Here is a 14,761-nt window from a genome sequence, read left to right as displayed (position 1 = left end):
AGCCTTTGATAAACGTAGTAATTTACTTTTTCTCGAATTCAAACTATAATCAATGAGAATAAATATGAAAAACTTCTGCCGATAGAAGTTAAAATTTGAATATCGAGGTAGCACTATGTCCAAAAAACTTGAAAATGCCTTGCTTATTATTTGGGTTGTATCTTTGACAGCAATGCTCGGATCATTGTACTTTTCTGAAATACGAAGCTATGAACCATGTACATTATGCTGGTACCAGCGCATTATAATGTACCCTATTGTGCTGATTTCAACGATTGCCTACATCCAGAAAAATGCGAAAATTGCATTAACAACAGCCGTGTTCTCTACAATTGGAGCGGCAACATCTCTTTATCATTATAGCCTGCAAAAGTTAGTTTTTATGCAGGATGCAGCACCTGCTTGTGGTCGAGTAGCGTGTACCGGTCAGTATATTAACTGGCTAGGCTTCATTACGATCCCATTTTTGGCGCTTACTGCTTTTGTTATTATAGCAGCAGTTAGTTTTTATATGTTAAAGGTTTTAAAGGGGGAGAAATAATTTGAAAAAGTTAGCGATTGTCGGTGCGGTTATTGTGTTATTATTCGCAGCAATTATTGTACTGACAAACATGAAAAACAATGAAAAACTAGAAAACAATCCGTACGGTACAGACAACTTAAAACAATCAACAATCGACTTATTGGACGATGAAAACTATCAAAATATCATTTTACCGGATGCTTTAGCAGAAAAAATCGAGTCAGGTGACGGCGTTGTCGGCTATTTCTTCAGTCCCGAATGTTCACACTGCCAAAACTACACTCCAAAACTTATGCCAATTGCCGATGAACTAGATGTTCAAGTTGATCAATTAAACATTCTTGAGTATACGGATGAGTGGAATACTTATAATATTCAAGCAACACCAACACTTATCTATTTCGAAAACGGTGAAGAAGTTGCTCGTTTAGAAGGTGACGCTCCAGATGAAACAACGCGTCAATTCTTTAACGATGTTGTGTTAAAATAAGACTATATTCAAAATCGTGTTCTTTACGAGCACGATTTTTCATTTGGAGGAAAATTAATGTTCACATATATCATTCACGAAAACGGACAAACCGTTGAAGACCTGCTGCGCGAAAAGTGGCGCTTAGGCAAAAAGCTTGTTCATGAATTGCGTATGGCTAAGGCAGTTACAATCGATGGAGAGCCTGTTATTTGGAAGGAGCCATTCGAAAAAGGAACGAAAATCGAATTTGCTTTTGATATACCCGCTTCGAACTATATTCCAACGGACAGCTGTGATGTAAAGATCCGCTATGAAGATGAGCACTGCCTAATTGTTTCAAAGCCTAAAGGGATGGCAACACATCCAAACGAACCAACTGACAATGATACATGCATGAATCATGTAATGCGTCACATTCTGGACAACGGCGGACACTATGCAGAGCACGTACACCGTCTCGATCAAGGGACAAACGGTTTACTGCTTGTCGCAAAGCATCCGATTGCTAAGTCTATTTTTGACCGTATGATCGAGGAGAAAACAATCGTCCGTACGTATGCTGCAGAAGTTCAGGGCAATCTCCGTACTGACAGCGGTACGATTAACGCGGCCATCGGTAAAGACCGTCATCACAATACTCGCCGCGTCGTGTCACCTACTGGCCAGCATGCCGTGACACATTATGAAGTAATGAATCGCTATAAAGGCACATGTATTGTCCATGTTGTTCTTGAGACAGGTCGTACTCACCAAATCCGCGTGCATATGGCACATTTAGGTCACCCGATCGTAGGCGATGCAATGTACGGTGCACGTGAAACTGCATCAGGCGATTATGCACTGCATGCCATTCAACTAGCATTTATGCACCCGTTTTTAGACGAGCAAATCATCGTTAAAGATAACTAAAAAACAGGCGTCCGTAATTAAACTACGGACGCCTGTTTCTTATCTTTTTTCACGCTCAATATAGGTTACTTCATTCTCTCGCGAAAGTTGATAAATTAAGCTTCTACCAGTTGAGTGCAATTCTTTTTCTTTAATAACAAACTGATCCCCTGTTTTTGTTGTAAATGTGATATCTCCCTTGTTACTGCCTACCACATATTCATAAACAACTTCATCGAATTCTTCCCACCGATATTGTTGTTCCTCAAATAAATAGTGACGTTCCAATTGTTCCTGGCTAATCAACAAATAATTTTGAGTCGATAAATAACCAATGCCAATACTCAATATAAAGAGTAACAGACCGATCAAATAAACTTTCATATTACGCCTGTACGCTAAAAGCCAAAACATCACAATCAAAACCAAACCTGTTACAAGTACAAGTCTAAAATTAATAGGGTTTGGAATAAATGTAGCGGACGACTTATTAAACTGAAAAAACTCATTTTGAAAAATCGGATGGAATATCATAAAAAATGGTGCAACAACTATAACCGTTACTGCTGACATTGAGAAAAACAAACTCGGTGAAAATTTTTTAAACACAGTTTCACTCCCCCTAAGTAAAAACGATGTTAGAAATCAAAACTGAAATTATCCGGATCTTTCCCGAATCGTTCATTGCGATTCAATGCATTTAACTGCTGCATTGTTTCATTTGTTAATTCGAAATGATATAGTTCACTATTTTCTTTAATACGTGAAGCAGTAACAGATTTCGGAATGATGATGACATCATTTTGTAAATGCCAACGTAAAATGATTTGTGCCGGTGATACATTATATTCATTTGCAATACGAATAATCGTTTCATCGTTTAAAACATTTCCGCGGCCTAGCGGTGACCACGCTGTTACAGCAATCTGCTGCTGTTCACAAAATGTGCGCAGCGGTTCTTGGGACAAATACGGATGTGCTTCGATTTGGTTGACCATTGGCGCTTCATTGCAAGTTGCCATGATTTTTTTCAAATGATGTTCATGATGATTGGATACCCCAGGTACACGGATAAGCTTCTCATTATACAAGCGCTCAATTGCACGGTACGTATCTACATATTTATCCTCAACCGGCCAATGTGTTAAATAAAGGTCCACATAATCCATATCAAGCTTTTTCAATGATGTTTCAAATGCACGTAATGTATTGTCATACCCTTGGTCGCTATTCCAAACTTTTGTTGTAACAAAGATGTCCTCGCGCGGTACAGAAGAATGGCGAATTGCTTCCCCTACTTCTTCTTCATTGTAATAAAGCGCGGCTGTATCGATTGCACGGTAGCCTAAATCCAGCGCTGTTTCAATCGCTTGAAGTGTTTCATCACGATCTGTCATTTTATAAACCCCTAAACCTAAATAAGGCATTTCTGCGCCATTCATTAACTTTTTCGTTGATTGTAAGTTCATATTGTTCACCTCTTAAATTTGATTGTCTTTATTATAACATTCTAATTATTCATCGTTTATTAATTGCTAGTATTTGTTAATATATACAGTCTTGTGAACTTGTTATCTAGTATATTACTATTTACAGAATAATCCTCCAACTTCAGGAGTATATATAATAATATATTCTCATTGAGGAGCTGAAAAACTATGATGGATACACAACTAGTTTTGACTGGATTTTTAAAGCGTGCACAGCGGTACTTCCCGAACAAACAAATCATCTCTCGTACAAGCCCCACTAAAACACATCGCATTACATTCAATGACTATGTAAAAAGAACGCACCGATTAGCGGATGCCCTGACAAAGCTAGGGATGAAGCGTGGTACAAAAGTCGGCACATTTGCCTGGAATCATCATCGTCACCTAGAAGCGTATTTTGCGATTCCATGCGGCGGTGCAATTTTACACACGATTAATATCCGCCTTGCCCCTGAACATATTGTTTATATTATCAATCATGCCGAAGATGAAATTTTATTGATTGATAGCGACTTATTCCCGTTAGTCGAACCTGCTCTTGGCCACTTGAAAACGGTTAAACATATTATCGTCATGGGTGATGAATTAAGCGCTCCACAATCCAGTTTCCCGAATGTATACAGCTACGAACAGCTTCTACAGGAAGCGGATGAAAATTACGAGTTCCCGACTGATCTGGACGAAAATCTGCCAGCTGGGATGTGCTATACTTCTGCAACGACAGGTATGCCAAAAGGTGTCGTCTATACACATCGAAGCATCGTGCTTCACAGCCTGGCACTTGGTCTAGCTGAATCCTTTGCAGTAAAAGAAAGTGACACTGCCCTTCCTGTTGTGCCGATGTTCCATGCAAATGCATGGGGCTTCCCGTTTGCTGCATTGAATTTCGGCTCCAATATCGTTTTGCCAGGACCAATGATGACACCAAGTTTAATACTGGACTTGATTGAACAAGAAAAGGTCACAATTACAGCAGGTGTCCCTACAATTTGGCTAGGCGCACTGGTTGAACAGGAAAAAAATCCACGTGACCTTTCATCTGTCCGTTTAATTATTTCAGGTGGCTCCGCATCACCAAAAGGCTTAATTCAAGCTTACAATGAAAAACTTGATGTTCCGTATATCAACGCCTATGGTATGACGGAAACTTCACCACTTGTTAGTATGTCGCATCTAACAAGCGATATGAACGACTATACAGCAGATGAACAGTTAAATATCCGCGTTTCTCAAGGTTTGACAGTTTCGCTAATTGAAACAGAAGTTGTGAATGAAAATGGCCCGGTTCCATGGGATGGCAAAACAATGGGTGAACTGCGTGTCCGCGGTCCATGGATTGCCTCTGAATACTACAACGATGAACGGACGAATGAAGCATTCCGAGATGGCTGGCTTTATACAGGTGACATTGCGGTCTACACAAAAGAAGGCTATATCAAACTTACCGATCGTACAAAGGATCTTATCAAATCCGGCGGAGAATGGATTTCGTCCGTTGATCTGGAAAATGCCCTTATGTCACATCCTGCTGTTTTCGAGGCAGCCGTAATTGCAGTTCCCCATCCGAAGTGGCAAGAGCGTCCGCTGGCATGTGTCGTTTTAAAAGAAGGTGCAACGGCCTCTAAAGAAGAGCTTATCGAGTCAATCGAACTGGACTTTGCAAAATGGTGGCTTCCGGATGATGTCGTATTTTTAAATGAAATTCCAAAAACTTCTGTCGGCAAATTTTTAAAAGCAACATTACGAGAACAATTAAAAGACTATAAGGTTCAAATTTAACGAAAAAAAAATGTGCACTGAAACGTAAATTTCAGTGCACATTTATTTATTTCCCTTCATCCTCTTCATCATCATATTGCTGCGGATCTGAAATGCGTTCCGCTTCTTCCAGTTGTCCGCCATCTCTTAAATTCTCCATTTGCTTCCCGAGAATTTTCAGCTCATCCATCGTATTCGCCATATTTCCATTAACGATTTCTTCTCTTTTCATATAAATCCCTCCAAATTAATTTAGTATTATTTTTTTCCAATTTTGACTGATTTCTGTCATAAATAAAGTATTCCTTCAAATAATTTATGCTATACTGAAAAAAGAGATAATTAAAACATGAGGAGGATTCTTCCATGAAATTACTTTTAATTCTTGGTGTCAGCATATCATTTTTAATCGCTATTTTCACAGCTGGCTATGATAGCAAACCATTCCCAAAAGAAAGATAATTCCACTAGCTTTCCAGTAAAGGACAATCGTCGAGTAGCGATTGTCTTTTTCATTTGACTTTTATTGTCGCATATTTTATATTAGTTACATAAAGTAAGTTGATTATAAAAAATAACCATTAAGGGAGTTCATATATTATGGCTACACATTTTCATAAAAAACCTAATCTATACCCAGCTCATGTTCAATTAAAGGTTTCTAACTTAGTACGTTCGATCGAATACTACACAACGGTTATCGGCTTTAAAGTATTACAGCAAACAGAAACGGAAGCATACTTAACAGCAGACGGACAAACAAGCTTAGTATCACTAGTCGAAGTACAAAATGCGCAGCCACTTAAACAAGGCTTTGCAGGTTTATACCACTTAGCATTACTATTACCCTCTCGCAAGGACTTAGGAAACATCGTACAGCATTTTGTTAACATGAATATTCGTCTCGGTGCTGCAGACCATGATGTTTCAGAAGCGCTTTACTTGAACGATCCGGATGGAAACGGAATCGAAATTTATATCGATCGTCATGAATCGGAATGGACTTGGAATCAGGACGAACAAGTGCATATGGTGACAGAACAGCTGAATTTCCAGCCGATCTTAGCAGCTGCAGACGGCAACTGGAACGGTTTGCCTGCTGACACTGTTATGGGGCACGTACACTTATCCGTAGTAAATCTGGACAAATCGGAGCAGTTTTATACAAATGTATTAGATTATAATGTTGTGACTCGTTACGGTGCACAGGCATTGTTCGTATCAACAGGAAAATACCACCACCATTTCGGATTAAACACTTGGAACAGCAACAACGGCCATGCTCCAACGAACGATATGGTTGGCTTAAAATCCTTTACTGTCGTGTTAAAGGATGCGCAATATGCTGAAGAAGTAAAACAAAGCCTGACAAATAACGGATTCATCGTTGAAAACTTTGCAGAAGCACCATCACACGGTGGTACTCAGTTATTCTCAACAGTCGATCCAAACGGTTTACGCATCGTATTTACATTAGACGGTGAATAATTACCGGTAACCTAAAGCAAGAGCCCGAAAAATTTTTCGGGCTCTTTTTGAAACTTTCTTTTCTGTCCTACGTATACATAACTAATTACAATAAACGGAGGAATTCATTTGTCACTATTTAATAAAGTTTTAGCAAGTGTTGGTATAGGAGCAGCAAAAGTTGATACAAAATTGCACAAATCAACTTACACGTTAAATGAAAATATTTCAGGTGTTGTCGAAATCATCGGGGGTAGCACGGAACAGCAGGTTGATGCAATCTATCTAACACTTCATACAAACTTTATCCGCGAAATTGATGATAAAAAGATTAAAGATGTAGCGGTGCTGCACAAATACAAATTAAATGAGCCATTTACAATTCAGGCAGAAGAAAAACGCCAAATCCCATTTTCATTCGCCCTGCCCCCTGTTGTTCCGGTAACGACGGGCAACTCGCGTGTATGGATTCAAACCGGCTTAGATATTAAAAATGCGGTAGACCCTAAAGATAAAGACTTTATCGAGATTCAGCCGACCCGTCTTGCGAATGGTGTGTTAACAGCGATTCAAAACATGGGTTTCCGGTTGCGTAAAGTAGATAACGAACAAGCCCCTTCTTATTTACGCCGCCAAACACCGATTGTCCAGGAATTTGAGTTTACACCAACAAACAACACTTATCGCCGGTATCTAGACGAACTTGAAGTTGTCTTTTTACATCAATCACCAAACTCAGTCGAAATTTTATTGCAGGTAGATCGACGTGCACGCGGACTTGGAGGTTTTTTATCCGAAGCATTCGATATGGATGAAAGCTTCATCCGCCTCACATTATCCGAACACGACAATATCCAGGCAAAGCTTGAGCAAGTGATAAAAACGAAGATGAAATAATAACAAGGCAAGAAGCATCAGTCGCTTCTTGCCTTGTTTTATTTTAAACCTGGATAGTTTTGCTGTCTTAGTACTTCGTAAATCACAATTGCCGCTGTATTTGATAAATTCAGCGAGCGGATATGGTCGCTTTGCGGTATGCGCAGACACATATCGGCACGTTCTTTTGCAAATTCTTTCGGCAAGCCTGTCGTTTCTCTTCCGAACATAAAGTACAGGTCACGTTCTGAATTTCTGAAATCATGTGTCGTAAATGGCTCATCACTATATGTTTCAATTAAATAAACATCGCCATCTTTACTGTACTCGATAAAATCTTCTAAAGAATCATGGTATACGACATTCACATGTTCCCAATAATCCAATCCAGCACGCTTTAACATTTTGTCATCTGTTGAAAAACCTAATGGACGGATTAAATGTAATGATGTATTCGTTCCAGCACAAGTGCGGGCAATGTTGCCTGTATTTGCTGGGATTTCTGGTTGATATAATACAATATGGTTTGGCACTTCTGATCCTTCTCTCTTAATGATTTAACATTGCCAGCCCTTTTTCAATCTCGGCCAGCACTTCTTCATCCTGCTCTGTTTTTCTGGCAGCCAATAAAATGTCCTCTGCCCCATCTGTTCCAATTTTTCCGATTGCCCATGCAGCCGTCCCTCTTAATACAGGGCGTTCATCTTTTTGCAATACTTGAACTAAGTCAGGCATTGCCGCTTCTTCTTTAAAGTGGGCAAGCGCTAAAATGGCATTGCGCTGAATCGGCTTTTTGCCGCGCCATGAGCCGGATACATGTCCAAACTTTGCTTTAAATTCCTTATTGGAAATCGATAAAAGCGGCTGAAGTAACGGTTTTGCGATTTCAGGATCCGGCGTGAATTCATCATGAATCCAGTTTAGCTTTCCTTTATTTTTCGGACACACTGTCTGGCATGTATCACAGCCATACAAACGGTTTCCGATTTTGGCACGAAACTCATCGGGCAAAAATCCTTTCGTCTGAGTTAAAAAAGCTATGCAACGCTGTGAATTCAGCTGCCCTGGTGCAACGATTGCTCCAGTTGGACATACATCAATACATAATGTACAGTCCCCGCATTCATCTTCCATCGGTGTATCTGGAGCAAACGGGATATTCGTGATGATTTCGCCTAAATAGACGTACGAACCATATTCAGGTGTAATGATAGAGCAATTTTTGGCGCTCCAGCCGATTCCTGCTCGTTCTGCAACCGCACGATCTACCAGTTCCCCGGTATCTACCATCGATTTTACCTTTACATTCGGCACACGTTCCTGCAGCCAAGCTTCAATGAGCTGCAGACGTTCACGAACTGCTGTATGATAATCAATTCCCCATGAAGCACGGCAAAAAATGCCGCGACGCTCCCCTTTCTTTCCTTGCGGGGCATCTTGCATGCGTGAAGGATACGCAATCGCAATCGCAATAATACTTTCTGCTTCATCTAATAATTTTAAAGGCTCTGTACGCAGCTCTACATTTGCTTCTTCAAAGCCTGATTGGTATGCTAATTGTTGCTGACGACGTAGACGATTCTTTAATTCATGAAACGGAGCAGCGGTTGTAAATCCGATTTTATCAACACCAATGGATGCTGCATATTTCACTAAATCTTCTTGAAGTTGATGTACTTTCATTTCACATGCTCCTTTCAAATGGTACAATAAATATAAATTTATTTCTCATTACATATTTTAGTATTTATTCCATAAAAACAATGTAAGAAGGTGTTCTACATGACTATTTCAATAAATGAAGCTCTTTTTTCTGTAAATGAACAATTAAAAATTGGCCTTATCCATTATAGCAAAATTATCGTTGAAGAATCTCCTCAAATGATTAAAGGACGTACACAACTTTATCAGGAAAATCTATATTTGGAATTACAGGAAACACCTGTGACAGAACGACCTGGTATTAAAGAGTGGCGCCAGCTTTGGAAGGCTTTCGGCGGTGATCCGAACCGTTACCGTCACTCTGCCGAAAGTTTAATGCGACGTATCGCTAAACAGCAATATTTAGCACCGTTCCATTCGGCTGTTGATTTAAACAACTTCTTTTCACTGCAATACGAGATTCCTGTTGGCATATATGATTTAGATGTTATTAAAGGGGACGTGGAAATCGAAGTTGGTAATGCATCGACAGGCTACGAGGGGATCAATGGACGGTTTAATTCATTGGAAAATATCATCCATTCAAAAGATGCGCTCGGCCCATTCGGCAGTCCCTTTGTTGATTCAAAAAGGACGGCTGTAACAGAAGCTACGACAAATGCGCTGCAAATCTTTTATTTACGCCCTTCCTTAAGTGAAGAAGAAGCAACTAAACTATTGAGCAGTGCAGGAAACATGTTTACACAAATTAGCGGTGGCGAATATGAAGTACATATTCTATCAAAGGAAAATTCAAAAGTTCATTTTTAAGGAGTGGAATCATTTGAGTATTAACTTAGCTGAGGCAGTAAAACTGAAAAGTATCATTACGAAAAGAATACAGGAACGAACAATGCAAGTGCATTCATTAACACATGTTATTATCGAGAAAGGTGAACAGCCAAAAACACCTGACTATTCTCTTGAAATGCTTGAAGGAGAGCTAAAAGAGCTTCGTTATGATTCACGTAAGCTTGATGCCCTAATCTACCGAGCTAACATCGACAATACGGTTGTATTTAAAGATGAGGAAATGCCTATTGTCGAAGCGATTGAACTGGCGAGCCAATTACGCGCAGAAGCACAATTTTGTAAAAACCTTGGTTCAGAAGAAAAAGAAGCATTTTACCACAATTCCGGTGATGCTATGCTTTACCGCGTAGCATTGTATGATCCAATGACATATCGAAACCGTGCAAACGAGCTTGAAAAAGAGGCACATCGCCTTTCCAACTTAATTAATGCCAAAAACTATCAAGTTGAAATTGAATTTGATGACAGCAATTATTTCTAAACCTAGGGCGGTGAGACTCCAAACTAGGTAATAACGAGCGATTATGCTTCGGCATTCCCAACAACTGGTGAAACCAATAACTCTTTACCGTTTACAATGTTACCTTTAACTCATAACCAACCATAGTAAAGGCTAACACAAACTATAGAGTAATTTTGCTCGCTCGTTATTAAAAGACACCTGCTCACATTTGTGAAAAGGTGTCTTTGCTTTTAATTATATATAATTCTTACTCTACACCTGGTAAAATTCTTAATGCTTTTTCATCTGCATCCAAAATTACTTCCACACCTAATGGAATCGCAATATTAGGTTCGCAGTGGCCAATTTTGAAACCAGCTAATACTGGTTTGTTAAACGGCTTCAAATACCCTTCTATTACCTTCAATACATCTTCATAGCTATATGTATCATCCGGCATATTAAAATCTGCTATAGCAAAACCTGCTGCAAGCTCCAGCTTTCTTGAAAGACGCAACTGGTTCAGCATTAAATCAATTTGCTCAATTGTTTCCCCTATGTCTTCAAGAAGTAAAATTTTATTACGTACATCAATCTCAAATTTAGTTCCTAGCGTACTGACAATACGGTTTAAATTTCCGCCTATCAATTCTCCGCGTACAACTCCCGGTACAACTGTCGTAAGAGGAGAAATGCTTTCCGTATACTGAATTTCAATCGGTTGGAAAAGCTGTTGGAACATCTTTTTAGAAAGAGTATCCAGCTCCCCTTTTGGACTGGACATCATCGGGCCATGGAATGTCACTAAATTTGCAAACTCGTTTACTTGAGTATGTAAAGCCGTCACATCAGAAAAGCCCCAAATAATTTTTGGATTGTCCTCGATTAATGGGTAACTTATTTTATCGATAATTCTTGAGACCCCATAGCCGCCCGTCACTAAAAAGACTGCCTTCACTTCTGGATCGACAATCATCTGGTGGAAATCTTTAATTCGCTCCTCATCGGAACCTGCCAAATAGCCTTCATAATCCTGTACCGTATTACCAAGCTTATATTTTAAACCAAGCTCTTCTAAAAGCGCTAATTTATCACCTAATGATTCTGTCTTAAGCGGACTGCTTAAATTAACTAATCCTACAGTATCGCCATGCTGTAATCTTGCTGGTCGAATTTTCATGTTAATGACCTCCTTTTACTTCTGTCGCTATTGTATCATAGCGTTTTATGTAAAGCGCATTGCAAATTCCATGGGGTTGTCCCTATAATAGATAAAATCATTTTTCCAATATAAGGAGATGTACAATAATGAAATTTCCACCACCGCTACTGCTCATTTTAGCTACTTTATTATGGGGCGGTAACTTTGTAATTGGACGCGCTGTTTCTGGAGATATTCCTCCGATTACTCTTGCTTTTTTGCGATGGATAGTCGCCTTTCTCGTATTTTTCCCTATCGCTTACCAACGTACGAAAAAAGAATGGTCTGCACTGAGACAGCATTGGGGCGTCGTCATTGTTTTAGCACTTACAGGAGTTGCTGCATTCAATACGCTCGTTTATATCGGCTTGCATTATACGACATCCATTAATGCATCATTAATGAATTCATCAACACCAATTATTATATACATACTGAGCTTCATCTTTTTAAAAGAACGTTTAACAAAATTTCAACTGCTCGGCACGCTGCTGTCTTTAGCCGGAGTGCTCTTTATTATATCTGGGGGTTCAGTACAAAGCCTGTTTTCATTTTCATTTAACAAAGGAGACTTAATCGTATTAGTTGCGGTAGTGTGCTGGAGTGTCTACTCATTACTCATTAAAAAGTACTCTGGTAAACTGCCCGGATACTCTACATTTTTAGTGACGATCGTAATCGGTGCCATTATGTTACTCCCGTTTGCAGTATATGAACAACTTACAACGTCACAAGCAATCGTATGGAACGCTTCGACAATGGGGGCGATTATTTATGTAGGGATCATTGCTTCAATTGTTGCCTTTTTAAGCTGGAACACTGGAGTTGTCTCCTTAGGTGCAAACAAAGCAGGAATCTACCTTAACTTCATTCCACTATTCGCTACAATCTTTGCCGTGCTGTTTTTAAATGAGCAACTCCTGCTTGCACAAGTAATCGGTGGGATTGCTGTTATTGCTGGGGTATTTATTTCGACGATGAAATAATATAAAAAGGAGTGCATATTGTATGCACTCCTTTATTTTATTTTACATCTGTATAAATAACGGTCACATCCTGATGGTTGTGCAGAGCGCTTGCAGGGAAGTCTTCTGTTACTATCCCACTGCGCAAACAATCAAAGGCCTCTTGTTTTGATGCACCCGAAATTAATAATACAATCTTTTTAGAACTCAAAATTGTTTTGATACCCATTGTAATAGCATGTGTCGGCACATCATCAATTGAATCAAAATAAACTTGGTTCGCTTCACGTGTAGACTGTGCAAGCTCTACAATATTTGTACCTAAATCGAAGGGAGTTCCCGGCTCATTAAAACCAATATGTCCATTTACACCAATTCCCAAAAGCTGGATATCAATATTTCCTGCTTCCTTAATCATCGCATCATATTCAGCAGCGGCCTTTTCTAAATTTGATTTATTGCCTGCAGGTAAATTAATATTTACCTGTTTCATATCGATATGATTAAACAGATGATGATCCATATAATAATGGTAGCTCGATTCATTTGCCGGATTAATGCCGATATATTCATCCAAATTAAAGGACTTGGCCTGTGCAAAAGAGACCTCGCCTGCTTTGTATGCTGCTACCAGCTCTTTATAAAAACCTTCAGGAGTACCTCCAGTAGCCAATCCTAATACCGTTTCACTATTCTTTTTCAGTTGGTCTATAAAAATTGTTGCGGCAATTTTACTCATCTCATCATAGTTCGCCGCTTCAATCCATTTAAAGTTTGTTGCTACATTCATTTATTTAATTCCCTACTTCCTCGCTATATTCCATAATTTATAGATCACTTAAATAAAATACGTTTTTTTAAATTCATTCCTAACATCACTATGTTAATTTTATAGTAAATAATTTTAATACGCCAGAAAAAACGTGCAGGATTTTCTGAAAAAAATACTAATTTTCTTTGTATATAATATAATATTCTCCAATACTAATTTCCCAATATTCCGTACGCAGACTTCATTTTTCTCATTATCATATAAAAGAATTTATAAATATATTCTTTCCTAATTTCAATTATAAATAACACTGTTGAAGTCGGATTCTATAATCTATTCTATGCTCTTTAAAAAGATTATGGGACTTTATATATCGATTATAAAAATAAAAAAAGACCTCACAGTATGAACTGTGAAGTCTTTTTTTAGATACCGAGTGTGGGACTTGAACCCACACGCCTCGCGGCAACGGATTTTGAGTCCGTCGTGTCTGCCATTCCACCAACTCGGCAAAATAAGGTAAAAAAAAATCGGGTTTTCCGATTTAATAAAATATGGAGGCGGCAACCGGATTTGAACCGGTGATAAAGGTGTTGCAGACCTGTGCCTTACCACTTGGCTATGCCGCCATATTTGGAGCGGAAGACGAGGTTCGAACTCGCGACCCCCACCTTGGCAAGGTGGTGTTCTACCACTGAACTACTTCCGCAAATAAAAAAATGGCTGGGGTACCTGGATTCGAACCAGGGCATGACGGAATCAAAATCCGTTGCCTTACCGCTTGGCTATACCCCAAATATTTAAATTTTATATAGAATGGGGCGACTGATGGGAATCGAACCCACGAATGCCTGAACCACAATCAGGTGCGTTAACCACTTCGCCACAACCGCCACTATAATATAATTTTAATACTTAAACCTAAATAAAAATGGGGCGACTGATGGGAATCGAACCCACGAATGCCTGAACCACAATCAGGTGCGTTAACCACTTCGCCACAACCGCCACTATATTATTTTAAGTATTTATAAGTTATTTGGCAGGGGCAGTAGGAATCGAACCCACACTGACGGTTTTGGAGACCGTAGTTCTACCTTTAAACTATGCCCCTATCAAAAGGATGGTGGAGGGGGACGGATTCGAACCGCCGAACCCTAAGGAGCGGATTTACAGTCCGCCGCGTTTAGCCACTTCGCTACCCCTCCAGGTAATGGTGCCGGCGAAAGGAGTCGAACCCTCGACCTACTGATTACAAGTCAGTTGCTCTACCAACTGAGCTACACCGGCAAAAATATGGTGGGTTTGGACGGAATCGAACCGCCGACACTTAGAGCTTCAATCTAATGCTCTACCAACTGAGCTACAAACCCACAATTTAATTTTTAAA

Annotated in this window: 16 protein-coding genes and 10 tRNA genes; 9 read left to right on the top strand and 17 right to left on the bottom strand. The window is 39.4% G+C overall.

Annotated features, from left to right (window positions below):
- The first annotated feature begins 115 nt into the window (after positions 1-115).
- The 3 genes from AC6CH1_RS12475 to AC6CH1_RS12465 are packed head-to-tail and all read left to right on the top strand — an operon-like array spanning position 116 to position 1,904.
- Complete coding sequence (locus AC6CH1_RS12475) at positions 116-541, top strand: disulfide oxidoreductase (RefSeq protein WP_498317807.1); 426 nt, start codon at positions 116-118, stop codon at positions 539-541.
- A 1-nt stretch (position 542) separates the two neighbouring features.
- Positions 543-1,013, top strand: a complete 471-nt coding sequence (locus tag AC6CH1_RS12470; protein ID WP_251690428.1) for a thioredoxin family protein — start codon at positions 543-545, stop codon at positions 1,011-1,013.
- A gap of 57 nt (positions 1,014-1,070) precedes the next feature.
- A complete protein-coding gene (locus AC6CH1_RS12465; RefSeq protein ID WP_498317805.1) occupies positions 1,071-1,904 on the top strand; it encodes an RluA family pseudouridine synthase in 834 nt (277 codons plus the stop codon).
- A gap of 39 nt (positions 1,905-1,943) precedes the next feature.
- Here AC6CH1_RS12465 and AC6CH1_RS12460 read toward each other — a convergent pair whose 3' ends face one another.
- Both AC6CH1_RS12460 and AC6CH1_RS12455 read right to left on the bottom strand, forming a co-directional pair.
- Positions 1,944-2,492: an acyl dehydratase gene (locus AC6CH1_RS12460; RefSeq protein WP_251690432.1), complete on the bottom strand. Its 549-nt coding sequence runs from the start codon at positions 2,490-2,492 to the stop codon at positions 1,944-1,946.
- Positions 2,493-2,521: 29 nt separating this feature from the next.
- On the bottom strand, positions 2,522-3,352 hold the full coding sequence (locus tag AC6CH1_RS12455) for an aldo/keto reductase (RefSeq protein WP_251690434.1): 831 nt from the start codon (positions 3,350-3,352) through the stop codon (positions 2,522-2,524).
- Positions 3,353-3,541: 189 nt separating this feature from the next.
- On the opposite strand from AC6CH1_RS12455, the gene AC6CH1_RS12450 reads away from it, so the two are divergent.
- The gene (locus AC6CH1_RS12450) at positions 3,542-5,155 is read left to right on the top strand and encodes a long-chain fatty acid--CoA ligase (RefSeq protein ID WP_251690436.1); all 1,614 of its coding nucleotides are present in this window, start codon (positions 3,542-3,544) and stop codon (positions 5,153-5,155) included.
- Between the two features lie 46 nt (positions 5,156-5,201).
- Here the strand turns inward: AC6CH1_RS12450 and AC6CH1_RS12445 are convergent, their stop codons facing one another.
- A complete protein-coding gene (locus tag AC6CH1_RS12445; protein WP_251690437.1) occupies positions 5,202-5,366 on the bottom strand; it encodes a multidrug ABC transporter ATPase in 165 nt (54 codons plus the stop codon).
- Between the two features lie 368 nt (positions 5,367-5,734).
- Here AC6CH1_RS12445 and AC6CH1_RS12440 point away from each other — a divergent pair, with 368 nt between their 5' ends.
- Positions 5,735-6,622 (top strand): VOC family protein, encoded by an 888-nt coding sequence (locus AC6CH1_RS12440; RefSeq protein WP_498317803.1) that lies wholly within the window; start codon positions 5,735-5,737, stop codon positions 6,620-6,622.
- 108 nt (positions 6,623-6,730) lie between these two features.
- On the top strand, positions 6,731-7,498 hold the full coding sequence (locus AC6CH1_RS12435) for a sporulation protein (protein ID WP_251690439.1): 768 nt from the start codon (positions 6,731-6,733) through the stop codon (positions 7,496-7,498).
- 38 nt (positions 7,499-7,536) lie between these two features.
- On the opposite strand, the gene trmL is transcribed toward AC6CH1_RS12435, so the two are convergent.
- The gene (gene trmL, locus AC6CH1_RS12430) at positions 7,537-8,010 is read right to left on the bottom strand and encodes a tRNA (uridine(34)/cytosine(34)/5-carboxymethylaminomethyluridine(34)-2'-O)-methyltransferase TrmL (protein WP_251690440.1); all 474 of its coding nucleotides are present in this window, start codon (positions 8,008-8,010) and stop codon (positions 7,537-7,539) included.
- Positions 8,011-8,026: 16 nt separating this feature from the next.
- A complete protein-coding gene (gene queG / locus AC6CH1_RS12425; protein WP_498317801.1) occupies positions 8,027-9,160 on the bottom strand; it encodes a tRNA epoxyqueuosine(34) reductase QueG in 1,134 nt (377 codons plus the stop codon).
- Between the two features lie 99 nt (positions 9,161-9,259).
- Between queG and AC6CH1_RS12420 the strand changes: the two genes are divergently transcribed.
- Positions 9,260-9,949, top strand: a complete 690-nt coding sequence (locus AC6CH1_RS12420) for a B3/B4 domain-containing protein (RefSeq protein ID WP_498317799.1) — start codon at positions 9,260-9,262, stop codon at positions 9,947-9,949.
- A gap of 13 nt (positions 9,950-9,962) precedes the next feature.
- On the top strand, positions 9,963-10,472 hold the full coding sequence (locus tag AC6CH1_RS12415; protein ID WP_427713296.1) for a DIP1984 family protein: 510 nt from the start codon (positions 9,963-9,965) through the stop codon (positions 10,470-10,472).
- Positions 10,473-10,701: 229 nt separating this feature from the next.
- Here AC6CH1_RS12415 and AC6CH1_RS12410 read toward each other — a convergent pair whose 3' ends face one another.
- Complete coding sequence (locus AC6CH1_RS12410) at positions 10,702-11,613, bottom strand: S66 peptidase family protein (RefSeq protein WP_498317797.1); 912 nt, start codon at positions 11,611-11,613, stop codon at positions 10,702-10,704.
- Between the two features lie 128 nt (positions 11,614-11,741).
- Between AC6CH1_RS12410 and AC6CH1_RS12405 the strand changes: the two genes are divergently transcribed.
- On the top strand, positions 11,742-12,620 hold the full coding sequence (locus AC6CH1_RS12405; RefSeq protein ID WP_498317795.1) for a DMT family transporter: 879 nt from the start codon (positions 11,742-11,744) through the stop codon (positions 12,618-12,620).
- Positions 12,621-12,657: 37 nt separating this feature from the next.
- Here the strand turns inward: AC6CH1_RS12405 and nagB are convergent, their stop codons facing one another.
- The 11 genes from nagB to AC6CH1_RS12350 all read right to left on the bottom strand — a co-directional run bounded on the left by nagB (position 12,658) and on the right by AC6CH1_RS12350 (position 14,744).
- Positions 12,658-13,389, bottom strand: a complete 732-nt coding sequence (gene nagB / locus AC6CH1_RS12400; protein ID WP_498317793.1) for a glucosamine-6-phosphate deaminase — start codon at positions 13,387-13,389, stop codon at positions 12,658-12,660.
- 412 nt (positions 13,390-13,801) lie between these two features.
- A tRNA-Leu gene (locus AC6CH1_RS12395) sits at positions 13,802-13,882 on the bottom strand.
- 44 nt (positions 13,883-13,926) lie between these two features.
- Positions 13,927-14,000 (bottom strand) — tRNA-Cys (locus AC6CH1_RS12390).
- Positions 14,001-14,005: 5 nt separating this feature from the next.
- Positions 14,006-14,080: transfer RNA gene (locus AC6CH1_RS12385), tRNA-Gly, on the bottom strand.
- Between the two features lie 11 nt (positions 14,081-14,091).
- Positions 14,092-14,166 (bottom strand) — tRNA-Gln (locus AC6CH1_RS12380).
- A 22-nt stretch (positions 14,167-14,188) separates the two neighbouring features.
- Positions 14,189-14,264 (bottom strand) — tRNA-His (locus AC6CH1_RS12375).
- Positions 14,265-14,303: 39 nt separating this feature from the next.
- Positions 14,304-14,379, bottom strand: a tRNA-His gene (locus tag AC6CH1_RS12370).
- A 32-nt stretch (positions 14,380-14,411) separates the two neighbouring features.
- Positions 14,412-14,485 (bottom strand) — tRNA-Trp (locus AC6CH1_RS12365).
- Positions 14,486-14,495: 10 nt separating this feature from the next.
- Positions 14,496-14,579, bottom strand: a tRNA-Tyr gene (locus AC6CH1_RS12360).
- Positions 14,580-14,585: 6 nt separating this feature from the next.
- Positions 14,586-14,661 (bottom strand) — tRNA-Thr (locus tag AC6CH1_RS12355).
- A 7-nt stretch (positions 14,662-14,668) separates the two neighbouring features.
- Positions 14,669-14,744: transfer RNA gene (locus AC6CH1_RS12350), tRNA-Phe, on the bottom strand.
- Between the last annotated feature and the right edge of the window lie 17 nt (positions 14,745-14,761).

The organism is Solibacillus sp. GQ1, from assembly GCF_059758555.1.
Note: the sequence above shows the minus strand (reverse complement) of the source record. Positions and strands in the feature narration are given on the sequence as shown.